We start from the raw sequence: 20,468 nt of genomic DNA on the forward strand, positions 1-20,468 counted from the left end.
TTGCTGGCCGTCAGTTCATTCAATCCCCTGTCAATTATCTTGGCTGTAACTTCTGTGTTTCCTAAGTCATTCTCTAAGAATGGGGGAGTGGGGGAAGTAGGGGGAGTTGGGGGAGTTGGGGGAGTTGGGGAGGAATGTTTTGAAGTTGAGGAATTTCAAATTTACCGTCAAGCGGAATTAAACCGCACTACAGCATCATTACTCGCTAATGGGGCAATTTTGATTGTCGGTGAAGAGGGGAGTGGTAAGTCTGTACTGGGTAATGCCGTTGTTGAGAGATTAACCGATGACGGTTTTTTAGTGGCTTTCGTTGAACCAACTACTCCCAAACAGATGCTTTTAGAAATTGCCCAACAGTTTGAACTTCCCACAGAAGACATCGAGGGGAAAAATCTGACTATGGATAAATTGAAGAAAGCGATCGCCCAATTCCTCTCAGAGAACACAGCATTTATCGTCCTCGATGACGCTCAAAACTGTGATATGAAATTTAGAATATGGCTCAAACAGTTACGCCGTAAGGGTGTACCGATGCTTGTACTTGCTACAGACCCGCCCCGTTCTGATATCTTTATTAATATTCCCAGAATTGAACTGAAACCCTTACCAGAGAAGGCAATCAGACAAATTATGAAAGCAGCAGCGCAAGAAAGAGCGATCGCCTTAACGTCTGCCGATTTATCTAAACTGCAAGAACGCGCCGGGGGAAATCCAATGTTAGCTATTCGTGCCATCGAGGAGGAATATCTAGGGTTAGACATCGAGGGCGCGGATCATAGAAGATATTTTGACATCACCCCATTACTTTTGGTAGTGGGTGTAATCTTCGTGATTATGCGCTTTATCGGACTTGGTACTAATGACCAAGCATTATATATATTTGGTGGTATTGCTGCGGCTATATTCTTGGGACTCTCCCGACTGCTTTACAGTTTGCCTCAAGAGGAAAGGAGAATTAGGTAATGTTGGGAATATCTCACCTATTAATTAGTGGGACTGCGGCCAGCCTCTTATTACAAACTGCCGATCCTGTTTTGATTGCTGTTGGGGCGATCGCTGGTCTACTTCCTGATGTTGATGTTTCTACTTCTCCAGCAGGTAAGGTTTTTCCTTGGATATCTGGCTATTTTCAAGAGACAATGCCCCATAGAAGTATGACTCATTCTATCGTTGCATCGGCTGTTGTGGCGATCGCTTCCTATGGAACAGCAGTATTTATTCCCCAATTTATTCCTATAGCATCAGCGTTAACTATCGGGTACACATTCGGATGGTTTGCAGACTGCTTTACTCGCGGTGGTGTGGAGATGTTTTGGCCTTCATCTGTACGCTGTGTTTGTCCTGGTAATCGGAATCTCAGGTTAAAGACTGGGAGCAATGCTGAATATTTTGTACTTTGTATATTGGTGGCGATCGCATTATCAGCTTTTAGCATCAATAGTAAGGGGGGAATTTTAACCCAGTTTAATCGTCTAATTGCCTCTACATCAGGGGTACAGGGTGTGTACAATAGTTCGGGAAGCACTCATAAAATTGTTGCCAATATTAAGGGAGTCAGGGCGGGCGATCGGTCAAAGGTTGATGGACAATTTCAGATTATTCAACCTAATGGAACTGGTTTTATAGTCCTTGAACCTAATACAAATAAACTATATAAAGCCGCAACTGACCCTGATAGTCAGATTGTTATTGAACAAATTACCGCAGATGTTTCTACACCTGCTATTACTACTATTGAATCGGTATTTGTGGAAGATCAGGTTGTTGGGGAGGCGATAAGTAAATTTAACCGTACTAATACAAATGTATTTGTTACTGGTGACTTGTCGGTTGAGGATTTTGATACCTCAGTTTTACCGCGTGACCCTTACCAATTTAAGTTTATAGACGCATCACCTAGTAGTATTAAACTGGAAGCTGCACCACTAAAAGTTGTGATGAAATTCTTGGGGGATGAATTCGCAAGTGGTAGTTTGCAAGTCCGGTCAATTGTTAGTAGTCAATAATTATGAATCATTACAGGATAGCACTGAGATAGCCGTAAAAACCCTGTGCATAAGGGTTGGGCAAGTCTTCGGCTTTGACACCTACCAAGCTACCCAACCCAGTTTGATTTTCGGATGCCGTCACCGACATCACAGGTGTAGGCTGGACTCTTCGGTTGCACCCTCGACAGATTCCCACCTGCCGACTCTCGCGGTGAAGAGACTTCCCAACAGCGCAAACAACACGAAAACCAATATTGTTGTTGTTGTTGTCGCGCTCCGCCCTATTGTTGTTGCGAGACGCGGAACGGCAGTTTTTAGGATTGTTGATCCAAGAACCGCCCCGCAGTCGGGTTCGCCTACCCCTTCTCTACTCCCTCAACCAATTGAGTGAAGCAAATATCTGTTGGCGCAGTTGCCAAGTATCTCCATGCTCCAAATGAGCGAACCAACTTTGTAGAGATTGATTGGCTTTTTCTAATTCTATCCTACCTTGAAGATAATCTGTTTGCAATCGCTTGAGTCTACGCCTTGCTTGATGCAAATTGCTATTTCGTACCCGAATTGTATCTGCAAATATTCTAAATCCTAAAAAACTTGCCCCAATTTTTGTAGCAAATAGTTGACTTTTAATTGGATGAATTTTGAGCCTTAACTTAGCTAAATATTCTTCTATAGCTAATCTGGCATTGGTTAACAATTCTTTGTCATCACTAAATAAAGCAAAGTCATCAACATAACGGACATATTTGCATATTTTTAGCTGTTCTTTAACAAAATGATCAAGGCTATTTAAATAAATATTGGCGAAAAACTGGCTAGTTAAATTTCCAATTGGTAACCCTTTTTTGCGGGTTACAGGAGTAAGTAAATCATCTCCAGAGAAATAATCAATTACTGTTTCTTGTTCGTTATTGTTGTTAATAATAGTATCAATTAGCCACAGAGTATCGGAACATTTAATTTTCCGGCGGATTAATTCTTTTAAGATTATATGGTCTATACTGGGAAAATATTTTTTAATATCACATTGCAGTACATAGCAGCTATTACGAGCAAAGGTAGTAAATTTTCTTAAAGCTCGATGTGTGCCAAAACCAAGTCTGTTAGCATAAGAATCAGCTATAAAAATTCTCTCGAAAATTGGTACTATTATATTACAAAGAGCATGATGAACAACTCTATCACGATAAGGTGCGGCTGAAATTAGGCGGCTTTTGGGATTAATCAAGTGAAAGGTGCGGTAATTTCCTGGCTGATAACTTTTATCAGTTAACTGTTTCTGTAATCTAATTAATTCAGTTTCTAAATGATAATTAAAATCTAAAACATTGTCTCGAAATCGTTTCCCTTTTTGCGCTTGACGTGATGCTGAAAGTATGTTTTCAAAATTAATAATTTGGGAATAAAGATTACCGTAACGTTTCATAAAATTTGTTATTTAATAAACCCAATATTCCATACTTGCAAAATTAATATTCTCGAATCTAGAGAATTAACTTAATTTTCTCTATTTCTTTGTTTTTTAATCCATCCACCTAATTCTGTACCAATTTCATCTATTAACTTGATAGCGTATTCGTATCGCTCTACTGACATCTTATTGAAGTCTAGCATCATTCGTGTCTGATATCGCAAAATATCTAGTTTAGTATTCAGAGATTCTAATTGAGTCAGTTTATTTTTGGCATATTTGGCTTGAATTAAACCCTCTAGTAAATCATATAGTTGATTGATGATTCTGTCTCCTAATGTGAACTTATGAATTTTGGGCAATCTCTCAATAATTGGTACATACCATTTAATACAATCATAGGTTTTTTGAATAACTGATAATTCTTTCATTTCTTAATATATCTTAATATTTCTGTCAAATAGTTGGAGTCATCATGATGTCACAAAAATAGCAATTGGAGGACTACCAAACCTATTTTTGCAAAAAAATTTTTAATCGCTCCGCTACACTACGCTAACAAAGGGTAAAAAGAACAAGTGCAAATGGCAAAAGAGGAAAAGTATAAAGGGCTACTGAAGAATCCTCCCAACAGCGCAAACAACACGAAAACCAATATTGCCGTTGTTGTCGCCGCGCCCCGCCCTATTGTAGTAGCGAGACGCGGAACGGCAGTATTTAGGATTGTTGAACCAAGAACCGCCCCGCAGTACAGCGCGTCCTGACTTGTCGCTCAGTTTATCATCACTATTAAACCATGCACTTCCATCTGTGGGCGCTCCTTCATAATTATCATGCCAGTCATCCAAACACCACTCCCATACATTTCCGTGCATATCGTATAAGCCGAAGTTATTGGCTACTTCAAAACTCCCTACTTCTGTTGTTTCTTCTCTATAAACTCCTTTAGGTCCTTGACCATAAGAACTTGTACCTCGATAATTTGCCAAATCTGTTGTTATCGTCTCTCCAAAGTGGAATGGTGTCTTTGTCCCCGCTCGACAGGCATATTCCCATTCTGCTTCACTGGGTAAACGATATTGTCTTTTAGTATGCCTTGAGAGGCGATCGCAAAATTCCACCGCATCGTACCAAGAAACTTGCTCTACAGGTCTATTCCAGCGGTTTCCTGCCTTTTTTCCCTTTTCTGAAGCAGGATCTTTTTTAAAATTAGATGGGTCAGGCTTTAAATCAATGTTAACTTTAAGATCCGTTCGTTCTGCTATGGCTTTCCATTGTGCCTGTGTGACTTGATATTTACCCAAACAAAAGCCTTTGATAGTGACTTGGTGTTGAGGACGTTCATCGTTTGTGCTACCTTCTTCTTCTTTTGGTGAACCCATCATAAAAGTACCACCAGGAATCATTATCATTTCTAATTCAATTCCATTACCCAAGTCTTCTATATAATATTTTCCTGTCTTCCGTGTCCGGTTTATAACTATTATTGACATTTGTTTTTAGTTAATTCTTATTTTGCTGAAATTTATGATTCGATTATTTTCTACCCAGGGTTGATTTGAAAAAAAAATTTTAACGCTCCCCTTTGGGATTCTCATAGACCATTTTTGCAAAAAAAATTTTTAATCGCTCCGCTACGCTAACAAAGGGTAAAAAGAACAAGTACAAAGGGCAAAAGAGGAAAAGTATAAAGGGCTACTGAAAAATCCTCCCAACAGCGCAAACAACACGAAAACCAATATCGTAGAAGTAGTTGCCGCGCTCCGCCCTATAGAAGTAGCGAGACGCGGAACGGCAGTACTTAGGATTGTTGATCCAAGAACCGCCCCGCAGCACAACGCGTCCTGACTTGTCGTTTAGATTATCATCACTATTAAACCATGCACTTCCATCTGTGGGCGCTCCTTTATAATCATCACGCCAATCATCCAAACACCACTCCCATACATTCCCGTGCATATCATATAATCCGAAGTTATTGGCTACTTTAAAACTCCCTACTTCTGTTGTTTTTCTTCGATATTCTCCTTCAGATCCTTGACCATAAGTTTGAGTACCATCATAATTAGCCAAATCCGTTGTTATCGTCTCTCCAAAGTGAAACGGTGTAGTAGTCCCCGCTCGACAGGCATATTCCCATTCTGCTTCACTGGGTAAACGATATTGTCTTTTAGTATGCCTTGAGAGGCGATCGCAAAATTCCACCGCATCGTACCAAGAAACTTGCTCTACAGGACGATGGTTGGTGAGCGAAGTCGAACCATCACCTTTAAAATGAGATGAATTTGGTTGTAGTTCACGGTTGACTCGTGGAAGTGCAGCTACAGTTTTCCATTGTGCTTGGGTAACTGGATATTTGCCCATAAAGAAGGTGGGAACATTCACTTGGTGTTGAGGGCGTTCACTATCACTGCTATCTTTTTCTGTTTGCGGAGCGCCCATCTGAAAACTACCCCCTGGAATCTCTACCATTTCTAACTGGACTCTATTCTCCAAATTTTCGATAAAATACTGAGATTGTTGACGACGACGTTTAACTATTAATTCTGTTTTTTGTCCGAATCCTAAGAAGCCACCTGTTTGTTTTGGTTCAATGGTGGCTACTTCAAATTCAAACGGTTGTAGATTGGTGATGGTGATAGTTGCAACTTCAAAGGAAAATTCAAAGAATGCTTGATTGTTATTATCACTTTGTAAATATTGCGATTGTTCAATTTCATCAGCAAGCAGAGCATAAGCTCCTCCTAACCGTTTTAAAACTTTGACAGTAATAGTAGCAAAATATTCAAAATTTAAGTTTTGAAGATTTTTTTCGTTTTTAAGTTTTTCTAACTCTTGTGGATTTTTAAGTAAAGCCTGAAATTCTTGGCGATTTTTTCCTAGTTTTTCAGCAATATATTCAGAAATTTTATTAATTATTTTCAGGGAAGTCATTCCCAAACTATCTTGCAGGAAAATATCTCTTATGTCTTCATGAATAAAGCGATATTCAACATAATCTGGATGGGTATCTGGTGTAATTACTTTCGTAGGTTTTAAAATTCCTCCTAAAAATACTTCAGCTATGACATGAACTATTTTTTCCGATTGAGGTAGGAAATTTTTTTGAATTAATCGGACTACAGGTAAATTAATTACAGGTGCAGATGCTAATAAACTGGCTAAATTTCTGGCTAGGGGTGAAGAACTCATGCGAAATTGATATACTCGTTCCTCATTGGATAATGATATTTGAGATATATCTTGTGGTTCTGACTGTGTTTGTTGTTGAACTAAGTTTGGTGAAAAGGCAAAACCACCAGCACCAATAGTTCCTTTGCATATAACCATTTTACTCCAAGTTTTTATAGAATCTTGTGTGAGACTAAAAACAGGAACTTTAATGGATTTGTGAAAATTAATATCATCCCAAATTAAAATTTCTTTAATAGATAAATTACGATTTGCAACTGTATAAGCTGAACTATTTAACTGTACCATTGCCCCTGAACTTAAGGAAGTTCTTAACCACATTCTTTCCGGTAACATTTGCACAATGGCGACAATATTATGTTTTCCCCAAATCTTTAATAGATTAAAAGCTGTGCCATTACGCCAAATTTCACTAACACAATCACTGACTATGAAGATAATTCTACGACCAGTAGGATCAATTAATTTTTGAGGAGAATATCTTTTTTCCCCTATTCCTTGTTTTAAATAAATCTTTCCTTGATTATCTTTAAAGATGCCAAAGATTTGAATATTCCTAAATATGCCATAATGTTTTAAAATTTTTTGTAATTCTTTGATAATGCGTTGCCAAAAAATCATGGAATCACTTTTATCTATAACTAATAATAAATCAAATTTTAATTCTCTGCGTGGTTCAAGAATAGGAATACAAATACCGTTTAATTCAGCCATAAGTTCGACGGTGGCTTTTTCATTTAATAAGACTGCTTTACCATAGGCAATATATTGAATTAAAAAACGTAATGCTTTAGCAATTTTGCGGGGATATGGAAGGGAGGAAACATCAGGAATATTTATTGATAAACCACTATCGGGATAGGAATCTGATGTTTTGGGAACAATAGGAACATCAGATGGTGGTTGTTCAATTTGAGATGTTACTTCTGGAGTTATTTGGGTTTTATTTTTGGTTTTTGGAGGTATATTTTCAAATTCATTATTTGTTGGTGGTTGTTGCGGTGGAGTTGGTTTTTTTTCAACAGGAACATGAGTACAAGTTTGTTGTGCTAACCAGAGAATTTCAGCAATTTCTGTACCAGTTAGATTCAATTTTTTTTCTAATGTGGTGATGAATTGGTCAAATTGCCTACTCATGGTTTTAAAATCCTTTACTATTTATATTTTACAGGCAAGATGCCTGTACCACAAGAGATATTTTTATTGTTCATCAGTATCAGATAAAGATTTAAACAATAACTCTTGTAAATCTTCAGTAAAAGATTCAGGATTCAGGTTATTTCTCATATAAATAGCATTTAATAATTGATCTGTTGCCCGTTCTGTTGCTTCTTTGTTTCTAAAGTCTTCTATGAGTTTATCCGTTGCTTTTTTAGTTTCTTCATAACTATCACCATCAAAATGAGATGCAATGATATTTTTTAAATATTCTGGATCAGGATCAGGCATTCTTACCCGTAAACAGCGCCGAACAAATGCGGGAGGAAAGTCTCTTTCTCCATTACTGGTCATAATAATAATGGGAAATTCTGAACAATGTACTCTACCTGCTTTAATTGTAGCTTTATCTTCAATGCTTGCGTCTTCTGTACGAACTTTTACAGTTTTATTTGCTTCTATTGTAGATGTTTTTGGCTGAGAAGTATCAGCCCAACGGACTAATTCAGGAATGGAAAATTTACCTTCTTCAAATAGATGTAATAAATCATTAGGTAAATTAATGTCACTTTTATCAATTTCATCAATTAATAAAACTCTAGGATAAAGAGATGGTAAAAATGCTGTACCTAATGGTCCCAATGTGATATAATTACCAATATCAGGAAGTTTTTTCTTTTCTGGATCTGTAATTAATTGATAATCTTGAAGTCGGGCGATCGCATCATAAGCATATAATCCATCTTGGAGGGTAGTACGGGAAGTAATAGGCCAACTTAATACAGTTCCTAATTTTAATTCATGAGCGATCGCATAAGCTAAAGAAGTTTTACCAGATCCAGGATTTCCTGTCACTAAAAGCGGTCTTCGCAACAATATAGCAGCATTAACCGCATCTAATACTGTGATTTTAGGATTGTCTTCACTATCATCATCATTTGCTGCGGTTGGTTGACTAGAAACGCGAAATCTTTTACCTTTTTCTCGACCCCTTTCATTTTCGGGAGAGTTAGCTAATTTTTGAATTTTTTGCCATTGATCATAAATTTTCTTTAATTCTTCTGAATTTTTAGTAATTTCTTCAATCTTTTTATTTTTATTTTCACTATCATCTAAATTTATTGCTTCTTTTAATTTATCTATACCTTCAATTTCTAAAAATTTTCGCCAAGGTGGTGGAGATTTCATTTTTTCCTTGATCATTTTTTTTTGGCTATCTATATCATGATCTTGTCCATCACCATAAAATAAATACCAGTCCTTGTTGTTTTGTGAGTTGTTTTCTGTTTGATGTTCAGTCATTGTTTTTGTCCTTGTGAATAGTTTTAATTTGTGATACCTAAATACCCCTTATGTGGTGTTCATGGACATATTGGGAGATGTTAATTGACTTATTTGTGTTGGTAATTTGTCATGATCAAATAATACTCCTAGTATTAACCTTTCTTCATATTCCCGATAATATTGTTGTCTAATACTCAAAAGTTGCTCATATATTTTATCAACTTTACAAAAATTATTATTGGATATATTAAAAATTTCTTGATAGACATCATCAATAGTCCTATTGTCTTCCTCAAGACTGCACCTAATCCATAAACACAAAGGAGTACCAGGGGAAATGTAATTTATATAGAATTTATCAGGTTTTAATTGTAAGTCATTTTTAGTAATAAGATGACAATATTCTTGAATATTATTTATATCATTAGTATCAGCAATAATTTTTTTTAGTTTTTGAAATTTTGACTCTAATCTACCTTTAGAGGCTTGATCTGTAAACCTATTATAAGAGCGTACTGTGAAAGGATATAAATGACCAATTGGTTGATCAATTCCAGCTTCCTTAATTTTTTTGATACTAAAATCTTTAGTTAAAAGTTTATGAGGTAAAAATAATTCAATAATTGGTGTAGGAGTGAAAATATTTGGTTTTGATTTCAATTGATTGATAATTTCATTTATGGCAACAGAAATAATTTGATTTTCTGAATAACCTTGATCTATATTAGACAATGTAATAATTGTCTCACTATCAGGAGTATTCATTTTAGTATCATTATTTTCAAATTGTGCAACTTGAGATGTTATAATATATTTTTTATTCACTGTTGGATGAGGAGTAACAATAACAAAAATATAATTAACAATATTATTTGCATTTTGAATTGTTGTCTTAGGGGTCACCGTTACCTCACTTCGCAAAGATTTTACTAAATCAGCAAAGTGTTCACTGGATTTACAAAGTATCTCTAAAAAACTATCTATTAGTCCTTTTCTAATTAAATGATTAACTAAAGAACTATATCTAGCATTAGCTGTATTCCCAGAAATTTCATGATAAGGATTTCCTTGCAGTTGACTTGTATTATTTTCACATATAGTTTTTAATTCTTCTTCTGTAAATACATCTTGAAGAATTTTAATTAATACTTGTTTGTTTTCGTCAGTCATATTCATTATGTTTTACTAAAAAAATAATGGCGTTGCTGAATTAGGGTATGAAATTGAAAAATCAATGATTTCAAACTCTTACTCTCTGCGACTGGAGCGCCTCTGCGTGTTCGCGCAGCGTGCCGTAGGCATAATAAAATCATACTCTTAATCAGCAACGCCAAAATAATTTATCCTCGTAAAGATTTTACTAAATCAGCAAAGTGTTCACTGGATTTACAAAGTATCTCTAAAAAACTATCTATTAGTCCTTTTCTAATTAAATGATTAACTAAAGAACTATATCTAGCATTAACTGTATTCCCAGTAATTGCATCATAAGGATTTCCTTTCAGTTTACTCGTATTATTTTCACATATAGTTTTTAATTCTTCTTCTGTAAATACATCTTGAAGAATTTTAATTAATACTTGTTTGTTGTCGTCATCTGTCCATATAATAGGTTTAATAGGTTGTACATAATTCTCAAGCATTGGATAACCATAAGCCTCTCTGAACTTACCATGTTTATTTTTAAAAGATTGTTTAGAGAACTTATCTTGAGAAAGTTCATCATAGGTCATTTCATCAACAAATAACCAACCAGGAAATGCACCAGCTTCCAATTCTTTAGCCCTTAAAAAACCGTGACCTGTAAATATATTTATAGCTTTTGGATCATAATTAATCTCACGATCTGTAGCTGCACCAAAACGAAACATCCATTGGTCTATACCAGGTTTTTGGTTACGTTCATTTACTAATCTACAAAATATCTCAACAAATTTATAGGCATTTTCAGGATATTCAAATATTAGTCTATATCCATCAGCCATAGACATTTCTATTTTAGTGAAATTAGAATCAATATTATAATTTTTAGTTGATTCGTTTAAAGCTGGTATAACAATTTCTTCGATTTTTTTAATAAAAATCCGTAGAATTTCATTTCCTAAATCATATTTTTCAAAAAGTTCCTTGAAAGATTGGGAAGAGTTGACTAAATCAAGTTGAACTATTGTTAATTGATGAGATGACATGAATTACCTCTATTTTTCCTCAATTTATTTTTGATAAAAATAATTACAATTACAAATAATGATAAATAACCAAACTAAACAAAACAGAACAGGGAATTACCAAAATAGCAGCAATCAACACATATATTGCATAGGTAAAAATCCGAAATTTTAGAAAAGTAATTTCAGCATTCACAGTTATTTGTGCAGCAATATCTTGATATTCTTTTTTATAGGGTATATTATTTAATTTACTGTCAAAATAATGCTTATTCAGTGCCTCTAACAATTCAATTGGCTTATATTTTTGCAAATGTCCAAAAAACCAGAAATTATCTTTATCTGGATTAGTAGTATTTAAGTTACGTCGCAACCCTAAAACACGCTCTAAATTGGTTCTAGGTAAAAAAGACAAGGAGCAAGCTAAAGCACAAATACAAAGAATAATTGTTGTTAATAATAACCCAATTTTTAATGAATTAGGCAGACTTTGTGCTGTGGATAAAATGGTTATAGTAGCAGTAATCGCAGCACCAGAAAAGGCTAAAAGAATACCATTTTTAGCCTCTGCAAACTTCAGCCAGTCATTCACATTTTGGAAAATTGCTATGAGCTTAGAAGAGACATCATCCATAAAAACACCTCTCGTCAAATTTAGATTCTAATTCCCTGAGCCTTTTTTCCAACTCACCCATCCTCTGATTCAACGGCATATTGTCAGTACAACCAATATACTGACTAATTGCACTCACAACCACATCAGTTTTCGACGTGCCAGTTAGCTCAACATAGTTATTGAGTTCTTGCAGTAGAGATGGTGATAATCTGATAGCAATTTGCGGTTTACCCATAGCTTAGACCGGATAATTCTAGAATATGCTATCAAACAGTATGACTAAGTATTGTTATTTATGAACAATTCTTTACTCAAGTAGTGTTTTTCTTGTGAGTGATACATATCTCGTCCTAGTAGTCTGTCAACCAGGGAACTCTTAACTGGGAATAGGGAACAGAGTTGAAAGTCTTTTGGTGTATGGTTTCTTAGGTAAATTCTGTATCTCATTCAGGTGCATACCGCTATATAATTATAATTATTAGGACTTACGCACTGTACAAACTTGTCATGATATGAATGAACGAAATTGCGTCGTTTTCGGCTTTGGGAATAACTTATTGAGTAGTAGGGTGCGTCAGATAGAGGAAATCTGTTTTTTTGTCAAAATATCGTGTCTGACGCACCCTACAAGAGATAAAATTCACTTTACATATTTGGGGAATCTTGTCAATACGTAAATCCTAATTATTTAACTTTTAAATCTAAATACATAACACAAGCTTTAAAACCAATTAACATGAAACCATTACCACAGGCTACACTTAAACCACAGGGTAAAGTAATTGAGAAAGAAAAATCGCACTCTGGCATATTATTAGGGGATAAATGCTATTGGAATCCTGCCAGTTTACCAAATGGTCACGTTGCCATAATCGGTACTTCTGGAAGTGGTAAGACTCAAACATTAAAAGCGATCGCCTATGAATTACCTAAATTATTTCCCACTATAAAGAATATTATCATTGATTATCACGGAGATCAGCAACTACCGGGTGAAGTTTGCTATCCCTTAGATATGGAGTCACCCTATGGGATTAATCCATTAACAATTGATTTAGATACTAAAGGTGGTGGACCAGCACTGCAAGGAATAGCAGTAGCGCAATATTGCGTAAAGCCTTGACAATGGGAGCAAATCAGGAAGGATTAATTATAGAAATATTAAGTCATTGCTATAAACAAAAAGGAATTACTCAAGAAAGCGTAAGCACCTGGACTAATAAACCACCAACTTTTCAAGACTTACAAAATGAGATTACAGCAAGAATAGAGAATGGATGTAGAGAATCCTCTAAATTAGCCTTAAAATTAGCAGCAATGTTTGAATATGGGATATTTAATAAACCACAACCTAATTTAAAATTACCATTAATTAGATTTGATTTATCAGCACTTGGTAAAGTTCCTGGGTTGAGTGCGATGCCTTCGGCGAGCGCAGCTATCGCCGCAGAAACACTGTTAAAGCAATTATTAGATTCACATAAATTGCAAGGTGAAATTAAAGATAAAACACCTCGTTGTTACGTCATCTTGGATGAGTGCAAAGAAGTCAAATCATCAGAAACACTGGCGAGAATATCAGCAGAAGCCCGTAAATGTTGTTCCTCAATTTTTTGGGAGGCGATCGCTAATGATGCCCCAGCCTTGTCAAACTCAGCGCGGTGTTCTCGATTATCAATAGTTATACCCAATACGGCTTAATTATTTGATTCTCTGGGTAGGGGTAAAGCAAGAGCTTAATGGTGTCAACTTAACGTAAAACCCATATAATGAATTTTCAGGCTTGACCGAGCAGTATTAGCCCTGAAATATGGCTAACGCCACGCTACGCTATCATTTCAGGGTGGGTGTGGAAGCCAACAAATAAGCCACCTGTAGCTTAAGTTGACACCAATGAAGCTCTTGCTTTACCCCTACAAATCTAGGGTTTTCGTGATTTTACAAAAGTCCATGTCCTAACCATTTTGAGTGTAATCAGGGTAATTATGCGCTTTTTAATGAGAATTGCCGGCTTTGGTTTGCTGATTTTAGGTATTTACTTGGTTGGGAAAAATATATTTTTTACAACCAATGTCTATCCTTACTGGTGGCGAGGAATTGCCGCTGATATTTCAGTGTTAGCACTAACATTAGGTGTATTGATGCTAGTTTTTTTCTCAGAAAGTATGAAAAATCTGGGATGGATTGCTATTTCTGTGGGTATTATGGCGGTATTTATTAGTAGTCGTGCAATTCTTAGTCCTACCAGTTTATGGCAATTTTTTCTCTCCTTAATTTGTATTACATCGGGTTATAAAATGTTCACAACTGGATACTCACCTTTTTGATTTTATTGTTTAGGAGTTAGATGATTATAGGCTTCTCAACTCCTATTTTATTTTCTATCTCTACAGGTGGACGGACACACAAATAAATCAAAGCTCCAAATAAAGGCATTACAAATAACCAAAATAATTGATTATCTTTCCCACCTCGTCGCGCCATATCATCTCCTAGTAATGTGGGAAACAATAGACTCAACATCACAAAATCTAAACTCATCACATGAATAAATCGGCTACTTTGCCACTGTTGGACAAAATCACCCCAATCGCCTTGTAAACCAGATGCGAATAAAACCGCCGTTCCTATAGTTAATAAAATTCCTAAAATGCGAGAATCTAGGATTTTCAGAAATAAATTTTTTTCACCAATAAACTTTTGATTGGGTTGTCTTAAAGCCAAATAGGGTAAAAGTGCAAAAGCACCTAATGCAAAAGCACCACTAGCGAAAGGCCAAGCTGGGATTTTTTGACCTCTACCATCAAAAAAGACGACTGCACTATATATAAAAGGCCAAATCCCCATGATATTAAATAAAGATATAATCAGAGGATTAATGCCTTGCCAATTGCCTGTGGAGAGATTTTTGATTAACTCAAAAGTATCAGGTTGTTCGGGAGGAGCAAAGAAAAAGGCATAGGAAACAAATCCTAGCCATAATAGACCAAAAGTGATTTTTCTCAACATGACTTTATGGAAATTAACTAAAAGCTTCCGAGAGATAATCTGCTGCTGCTGCAACTACAGCGATCGCACTCTCATAGTCTAACCTAGTTGGACCCAAAACTCCCACACTTCCTACTGGCACAGAACCCCGCCGATAAATAGCAGAAATCAAAGTACAAGTCCGAATAGGTTCAAGAGGATTTTCTGTGCCAATTCGCACTGTTACCTTAGACTTATTCATATCGTGCATTTCTGCTTCTTCACAAATTAAATGCCAAAGTTGGTCTTGTTCCTCTTCCAATAATTGCATAATTGTCTGTACCTGCTGTACCTGAGAAAACTCAGGTTGTCGTAAAACCTCTCCAATCCCGCGCACCATAATTTGTGTGGTTGTTGGTGCTAGAGCGCGATGAGTCAATTCTACCAAAGAACTTTTTAATAATTCACCATAAACTCTAAACTCCTGATCCAATTTACTCCAATCAAGATAGCCTATTTCTAATAAACTCTGTCCTCTTAAATGAGTATTCAAAAAGTTAGAAACAATCTGCAATTGATGATCAATTACCTCCGCTTCTGGTTTACTTTCTGGATTATGTAAAAATAAATCCATCACCTTAGAATGGGTTTCATAACTATCTGTCACCACAATTAACATAATTCGCTCTGATTCAATTTGCACCAGTTGCAAATGTCGTAACTTTGCGGTTGTGGGTTGCGGCATAGTAATTAAAGTAATACAGCCGCTTAATGTTGCTAAAATTTGGGCAGCGCCTTGTAATAAGGCCTCCAAACTACAATCTTCCCAATGCAGATGTTTTTGTAATACGGTTTCTACCTCTTTTGCTAAAGTTTCTGATGGTTTAATTAATTGATCAACGTAAATACGATAACCAGAATCAGAAGGAATTCTACCCGCAGAGGTATGTGGTTGATAAAGTAACCCTGATTTTTCCAAAACACCCATCACACTGCGAATCGTAGCCGAGCTAACACCCAGATCAAATCCTTCAATTAGAGCTTTAGAGCCAACAGGTTCTGCTGTGGTAATATAGTGACGTACAGTTGCATAAAGTATATTCTGTTGCCGATTAGTCAGATGAACTTGCATAAGTGATTTTTCTACTGAAGGCAAATCTTAATCAAAATTGGAAAAAAATGCGGTTTTCACCGCAAAAATGGAAAAAAGAATTAATTATTAATTAAAGTAAGATAGCAAATTATATACTTATATTGTATTAATTGAACACAAAATTTACTTTCAGCATTTATTTGCTGCATTTGTTATTACTACATAGCTGAAATCCAAAAAGAAGATGAATTTCTCTCTGTTTCAGTATTATCTCATAGTCTATCAACCTAAGTTGTGGTTTTAGTCACAAAATATTATTTTCTATTGATCAAAATTTTGACCGCGCCAGTAGAGGGTAGGGGTGGAAATATTTTGTTTAGGAACGCAAATTTAATAACCTGCAATTCTCTTTCTGAATTCTGGGCGCAGGCCCTGCGCCCCTACTGTTCCCTAATATTGCGGCACAGAAGGATCAACTAAAATCGAATAAGCGGAAATCCCACCCTTAATATTTTTAACATTTGTAAATCCTTGAGTAACTAACCACTGGCACATCTGAGCGGAACGGATACCATGATGACAGAGAACCAGAGTTTCTGCATGGACATCAAAGCGAACAGGGACTTGTTGATTCCATTGCTCATATTCACTTAAAGGAAGATTGACAAAACCATCTAATCGTGATATGGCAATTTCCTGGGGTTCACGTACATCTATTAACTGAAGGGTTTCTTCATTATTTTCAAGCCGTTTGGCTAGTTCCTCAACAGTAATTTCGGAAAAGGGTTGATCAAATGATGTATTTGTCATGCAGTTTTTCTAAAAAATCCTATACTATTCATGTTTGCAGAAAAGCTAGAAAATATAAAGAATGTGAACAGTCAACACTTAACAAAAAATATTAAACTTGGTTTCCTTATAGCTGGCATAATTACGCTTGTACTAGTTTGTTTAGCTAAATTCTCCTGGTTTGCGGAAAAAAGTCCAGTTAGTCTTGTAGTTCGCAACTCTCAACCCGCTGCGGCTATATTCGTCTCCAAGTCCTCACCAGCAATGGTTTCATTATTGATCAATCCCGACGGGTTACAGAAAATAGCACCAAAAGGAGAATTTTCTCAACTCAAAAATCGTCTACTGGCAAAAAGTAATATAGATTATCAAGATGATATTAAACCCTGGTTGGGTGATGAAATTACCCTAGCTGTAACTACCATAGATATAGACCGTGATCCAGAGAACGGACTACAGACCGGGTATTTAATGGCACTTGCCACTGCAAAACCAGGGAAAAGCCGTGATTTTTTGGAGTTGTTATTTTCTAAACGGGCTTTTAGTGGGACTAATTTAGGAATTGAACGTTATAAAGGTGTCAAGGTTATTTATGATAATACTGAATATTCATCAGGGGTAAATATCCAATATCCAATATCCAATATCCAAAATAATTTAGCTGGTGCAGTTGTTAATAATTTTGTTTTACTGGCTAATCATCCTCAAGTGATCAAGGAAGCAATTAATAATTTACAAGCTCCAGATTTAAACTTAATTAGTTCTCTAGAATATCAAAAAGCTACTCAAAAAATCTCTAAAAATTCTGTAGCTATAACTTTCTTAAATTTACCGAAAGTTGGTAAATGGCAAGGGTTAGAATTAGCAGAATCAACTTATAATAGCCAAATTCTATCTTTCGTTGTCAACTCCCAAGGGTTGCTCACAGAAAGTACATTTTTCACAAATTCCCAGATTTTACCTTCATATTCACCACTATCTCAACCTGTGGGAGCATTACAGTATATTCCAAAATCAACAGCTTTAGCGATCGCCGGCACAAATTTGAGTAAATTAGATAATAGCGATGTAGCAAAACTGTGGAAGCAAGTAACAGCAGGCATTTACGGTTCTAGTAAAGATGGTACGGCTCGATTACTACAGCCCCTAGCAACAATCCAAGACCATTGGAATTTAAACTTTAGCGCAGATATTTTCAATTGGGTAACGGGAGAATACGCTTTAGCTTTATTACCCAATGCGGAAAATACAACCCTTAATTGGTTATTTGTCAGCGAAAAAACCCCAGGGTTAGCAGCAGGAATCACACATTTAAATAATATTGCCAGTAGAAGTGGCTTTAATGTTAGTTCCCTAACTTTAGATCAACAAAAAATATCAGCTTGGACAAAAATTACAGCCACAAGTAAAAATAACACATCTATTAATGTTGACACGAAAGTTAAAGGAGTGCATACAACCTTAGATAATTATGAAATTTTCAGTTCCGACTTAAAAACCCTGAAAACTGTTTTGAGTCAAAAGCAAAAATCTCTCCTAGAAAATCCCCAATTTCAAAACAGTATTGCGACAATTCCCCAACCCAACCAAGGGTATATTTATTTAGACTGGGAAAATAGTCAAGATATTCTCAAACGTCAACTACCTTTGCTTAAACTTGCAGAAGTGTTAGGTAAGCCACTTTTTGATAATTTAAAATCCCTGACAGTTAGCAGTTATAGCAGCGAACCAGGAACACTTAAAGGCGGAGTATTCTGGCAACTGCATTAAATGTCAGAATCAGGATATCCACCGATTAAAGGATAGACAGGATGAATAGCAATACAGTTCAGTTAAGAAAACATAGGTTGGGTTGAGCGATATTTTGCGTAATTCTTATGAAAATAAGGATTTTATGACCAATCACCAATTACCAATCCCTAATTACCAAGTCACGATAATATGGGAGAGTAGCTTGTTGTGCTATCAAGGGTACTATCTCAATGTTCTCTAGACTCCGTGCCGATTTTCGCATCATCTTTGAACGTGACCCCGCAGCCCGGAATTGGTTGGAGGTTTTGTTTTGTTATCCAGGTTTGCAAGCCCTAGTGTTTCACCGCTTTGCACACTGGTTGCGTCGTCTTGGTCTTCCCTTTTTCCCCCGCTTGATTTCTCACATTGCCCGGTTTTTAACAGGTGTAGAAATTCATCCAGGGGCTACAATTGGTAAAGGCGTATTTATTGATCACGGAATGGGAGTAGTAATTGGGGAAACAGCAATTATCGGCAACTACGCGCTGATTTATCAAGGTGTTACATTGGGGGGAACAGGTAAAGAAAGCGGTAAACGTCACCCCACATTAGGGGAAAATGTCGTGGTTGGTGCAGGTGCAAAGGTTTTAGGAAATATTGAAATTGGTGATAATGTCCGCATTGGTGCCGGTTCAGTGGTATTGAGAGACGTACCATCTAGTTGTACCGTTGTCGGTGTCCCTGGACGGATTATTTATCGTTCTGGAGTCCGGGTTGCACCATTAGAACACAGCAATTTACCAGATTCAGAAGCCCAAGTAATTCGCACCTTAGTTGACCGCATTGAAGCGTTAGAAGAACAAATTCAAGCTTTGCAAACTCCCGCAAAAACTCCGGTTTTAGTTGGTAAATTCCTTCCAGAAGATGAATTACCAAAAGAACACAATTTTTGTAATATCAGAGATAAACAAATTCAAGAATTCTTTGATGGTGCAGGAATCTAGTACCGCAAGGCGGAAGTCAAAAGTCAAAAGTCAAAATGAAGACAGCATAGGCTTTTGGAGGATTTAGAATGGTTTATTTACGCCGTTTTGTACTAGTAGTCTGTCAACCCGAAAATGACGGGTGAAGGCAAGCAGGGGGAGAAGAGAGGCAGGGGGGCAGAGGGGTTAGCCGATCGCATCAACAGTCTATCCCCTAAAGGCGATCGCTTAACCGGGTACTCCTCTATTTTTGTGTTGATACAATCACCTGTGCTTCTCTTAAGACTCTATCGCCCCATAAATAACCCCGGATTACTTCCTGAATCACCGTATTTTCTGCGACATCTGCCCTTGATTTACGTCCTACAGCATACATTGTCTGGGAGTCAAAAGGTTTACCCTGGGCGACAATAGGAACAATACGGCGTTGTTTGAGTATTTCTAAAAGCGATCGCCTAATTAACTCCACTCCCTGTTGATTGCTGGTGAAAATTTCCGTTAATGATTCTGACATTGGTAATTTTTCCGGCTCACTGAATTCAGTATAATTACCATTAATCCAATCTAATAACTTTTCCCAGAAGCCTTTTTTTATTAGTGGTTTTGAGTTTGAGGTAGTAGATAATGCTTCTAGTTCTTCTTGCCAGTAAGTACAAGCCTGATCTAAAGCATCCACAATACCCAGCAAATCTTTGAGGAGTTTCTCCTGCTGCTGTTCAAATTTTCCCGATGCCTGTTTTTGAATTTCTTCCAAACGTATTGGCATCTGTTCTTGCTCTGTCCGAATTACCGCCAATGCTTGTACCAGAGCATCTTGGGTAGAATGCAATAATTTACCCTGTTGCTTAACTTCATGGCGGAGAGCAGTCCACTCGGACACCATTTGATAAGGATCAAAGGCATGAGCAGATGATGGTGGTTCACCTAAATATTCAGGGGGTAGTTGTTCTGATTGTAAATAATCTAGAAAATTGGCAAATAAAGCTTCTTTGTCAGTTGTCATTGGTAATCGGTAATTGGTGATTGGTAATTGGTAATTGGTAATTGGTAATTGGTAAAAATCTGTTCCCTGTTCCCTGTTCCCTGTT

Annotated in this window: 20 protein-coding genes; 7 read left to right on the forward strand and 13 right to left on the reverse strand. The window is 36.5% G+C overall.

Translation table 11 applies throughout. The features are described from left to right. Window positions 1–963, forward strand: a 963-nt coding sequence (locus FJR37_RS04080) for an ATP-binding protein (RefSeq protein WP_254434504.1), incomplete at its 5' end; no start/stop codon positions are given. Beyond that, on the forward strand, window positions 963–2,006 hold the full coding sequence (locus FJR37_RS04085) for a metal-dependent hydrolase (RefSeq protein WP_168465368.1): 1,044 nt from the start codon (window positions 963–965) through the stop codon (window positions 2,004–2,006). The genes FJR37_RS04080 and FJR37_RS04085, both read left to right, overlap by 1 nt. 349 nt (window positions 2,007–2,355) lie before the next feature. Here FJR37_RS04085 and FJR37_RS04095 read toward each other — a convergent pair whose 3' ends face one another. The 9 genes from FJR37_RS04095 to FJR37_RS04135 all read right to left on the reverse strand — a co-directional run bounded on the left by FJR37_RS04095 (window position 2,356) and on the right by FJR37_RS04135 (window position 12,052). Then, window positions 2,356–3,414: an RNA-directed DNA polymerase gene (locus tag FJR37_RS04095; protein WP_168465370.1), complete on the reverse strand. Its 1,059-nt coding sequence runs from the start codon at window positions 3,412–3,414 to the stop codon at window positions 2,356–2,358. Window positions 3,415–3,485: 71 nt separating this feature from the next. After that, window positions 3,486–3,830 carry a diversity-generating retroelement protein Avd gene (gene avd, locus FJR37_RS04100; RefSeq protein WP_168465371.1) on the reverse strand — a complete coding sequence of 115 codons (345 nt, stop codon included), beginning with the start codon at window positions 3,828–3,830 and terminating at the stop codon, window positions 3,486–3,488. A gap of 180 nt (window positions 3,831–4,010) precedes the next feature. Beyond that, the gene (locus FJR37_RS04105; protein WP_168465372.1) at window positions 4,011–4,892 is read right to left on the reverse strand and encodes a formylglycine-generating enzyme family protein; all 882 of its coding nucleotides are present in this window, start codon (window positions 4,890–4,892) and stop codon (window positions 4,011–4,013) included. A gap of 202 nt (window positions 4,893–5,094) precedes the next feature. Next, window positions 5,095–7,728 (reverse strand): formylglycine-generating enzyme family protein, encoded by a 2,634-nt coding sequence (locus FJR37_RS26805; RefSeq protein WP_254434505.1) that lies wholly within the window; start codon window positions 7,726–7,728, stop codon window positions 5,095–5,097. Between the two features lie 63 nt (window positions 7,729–7,791). Further along, the gene (locus FJR37_RS04115) at window positions 7,792–9,051 is read right to left on the reverse strand and encodes a MoxR family ATPase (protein ID WP_168465373.1); all 1,260 of its coding nucleotides are present in this window, start codon (window positions 9,049–9,051) and stop codon (window positions 7,792–7,794) included. A 48-nt stretch (window positions 9,052–9,099) separates the two neighbouring features. Next, on the reverse strand, window positions 9,100–10,203 hold the full coding sequence (locus FJR37_RS04120; protein WP_168465374.1) for an EAD6 domain-containing conflict system protein: 1,104 nt from the start codon (window positions 10,201–10,203) through the stop codon (window positions 9,100–9,102). Window positions 10,204–10,373: 170 nt separating this feature from the next. Continuing rightward, the gene (locus FJR37_RS04125; protein WP_168465375.1) at window positions 10,374–11,222 is read right to left on the reverse strand and encodes an EAD6 domain-containing conflict system protein; all 849 of its coding nucleotides are present in this window, start codon (window positions 11,220–11,222) and stop codon (window positions 10,374–10,376) included. Window positions 11,223–11,271: 49 nt separating this feature from the next. After that, window positions 11,272–11,835, reverse strand: coding sequence for a hypothetical protein (locus tag FJR37_RS04130; protein ID WP_168465376.1), 564 nt, complete (start codon window positions 11,833–11,835; stop codon window positions 11,272–11,274). Then, window positions 11,828–12,052: a DNA-binding domain-containing protein gene (locus FJR37_RS04135; RefSeq protein ID WP_168465377.1), complete on the reverse strand. Its 225-nt coding sequence runs from the start codon at window positions 12,050–12,052 to the stop codon at window positions 11,828–11,830. The genes FJR37_RS04130 and FJR37_RS04135 overlap by 8 nt, the downstream gene beginning before the upstream one ends. A 501-nt stretch (window positions 12,053–12,553) precedes the next feature. Here FJR37_RS04135 and FJR37_RS26810 point away from each other — a divergent pair. The 3 genes from FJR37_RS26810 (at window position 12,554) to FJR37_RS04145 (ending at window position 14,144) form a co-directional block, all read left to right on the forward strand. Continuing rightward, window positions 12,554–12,940 carry a helicase HerA domain-containing protein gene (locus tag FJR37_RS26810; RefSeq protein WP_254434506.1) on the forward strand — a complete coding sequence of 129 codons (387 nt, stop codon included), beginning with the start codon at window positions 12,554–12,556 and terminating at the stop codon, window positions 12,938–12,940. Window positions 12,941–12,942: 2 nt separating this feature from the next. Further along, the gene (locus FJR37_RS26815; protein ID WP_254434507.1) at window positions 12,943–13,518 is read left to right on the forward strand and encodes a hypothetical protein; all 576 of its coding nucleotides are present in this window, start codon (window positions 12,943–12,945) and stop codon (window positions 13,516–13,518) included. Between the two features lie 284 nt (window positions 13,519–13,802). Beyond that, complete coding sequence (locus FJR37_RS04145; protein WP_039202515.1) at window positions 13,803–14,144, forward strand: hypothetical protein; 342 nt, start codon at window positions 13,803–13,805, stop codon at window positions 14,142–14,144. A gap of 16 nt (window positions 14,145–14,160) precedes the next feature. On the opposite strand, the gene FJR37_RS04150 is transcribed toward FJR37_RS04145, so the two are convergent. The 3 genes from FJR37_RS04150 to FJR37_RS04160 form a co-directional block, all read right to left on the reverse strand. After that, a complete protein-coding gene (locus FJR37_RS04150) occupies window positions 14,161–14,826 on the reverse strand; it encodes a hypothetical protein (protein WP_027402641.1) in 666 nt (221 codons plus the stop codon). Between the two features lie 13 nt (window positions 14,827–14,839). Then, window positions 14,840–15,916 carry a heat-inducible transcriptional repressor HrcA gene (hrcA, locus tag FJR37_RS04155; RefSeq protein WP_027402642.1) on the reverse strand — a complete coding sequence of 359 codons (1,077 nt, stop codon included), beginning with the start codon at window positions 15,914–15,916 and terminating at the stop codon, window positions 14,840–14,842. Between the two features lie 411 nt (window positions 15,917–16,327). After that, entirely contained in the window at window positions 16,328–16,687 is a 360-nt protein-coding gene (locus FJR37_RS04160; protein WP_039202517.1) for a rhodanese-like domain-containing protein, read from the reverse strand. Window positions 16,688–16,717: 30 nt separating this feature from the next. Between FJR37_RS04160 and FJR37_RS04165 the strand changes: the two genes are divergently transcribed. Then, entirely contained in the window at window positions 16,718–18,436 is a 1,719-nt protein-coding gene (locus FJR37_RS04165; RefSeq protein WP_168465378.1) for a DUF3352 domain-containing protein, read from the forward strand. A gap of 212 nt (window positions 18,437–18,648) precedes the next feature. Further along, window positions 18,649–19,401 carry a serine O-acetyltransferase gene (gene cysE / locus FJR37_RS04170; RefSeq protein WP_027402645.1) on the forward strand — a complete coding sequence of 251 codons (753 nt, stop codon included), beginning with the start codon at window positions 18,649–18,651 and terminating at the stop codon, window positions 19,399–19,401. Window positions 19,402–19,624: 223 nt separating this feature from the next. Here cysE and FJR37_RS04175 read toward each other — a convergent pair. Beyond that, a partial coding sequence (locus FJR37_RS04175) for a nucleotide exchange factor GrpE (protein WP_254434508.1) occupies window positions 19,625–20,468 on the reverse strand: 844 nt, incomplete at its 5' end.

This window comes from Aphanizomenon sp. UHCC 0183 (assembly GCF_009712065.1).
In the GTDB taxonomy this organism is placed as follows: domain Bacteria; phylum Cyanobacteriota; class Cyanobacteriia; order Cyanobacteriales; family Nostocaceae; genus Dolichospermum; species Dolichospermum heterosporum.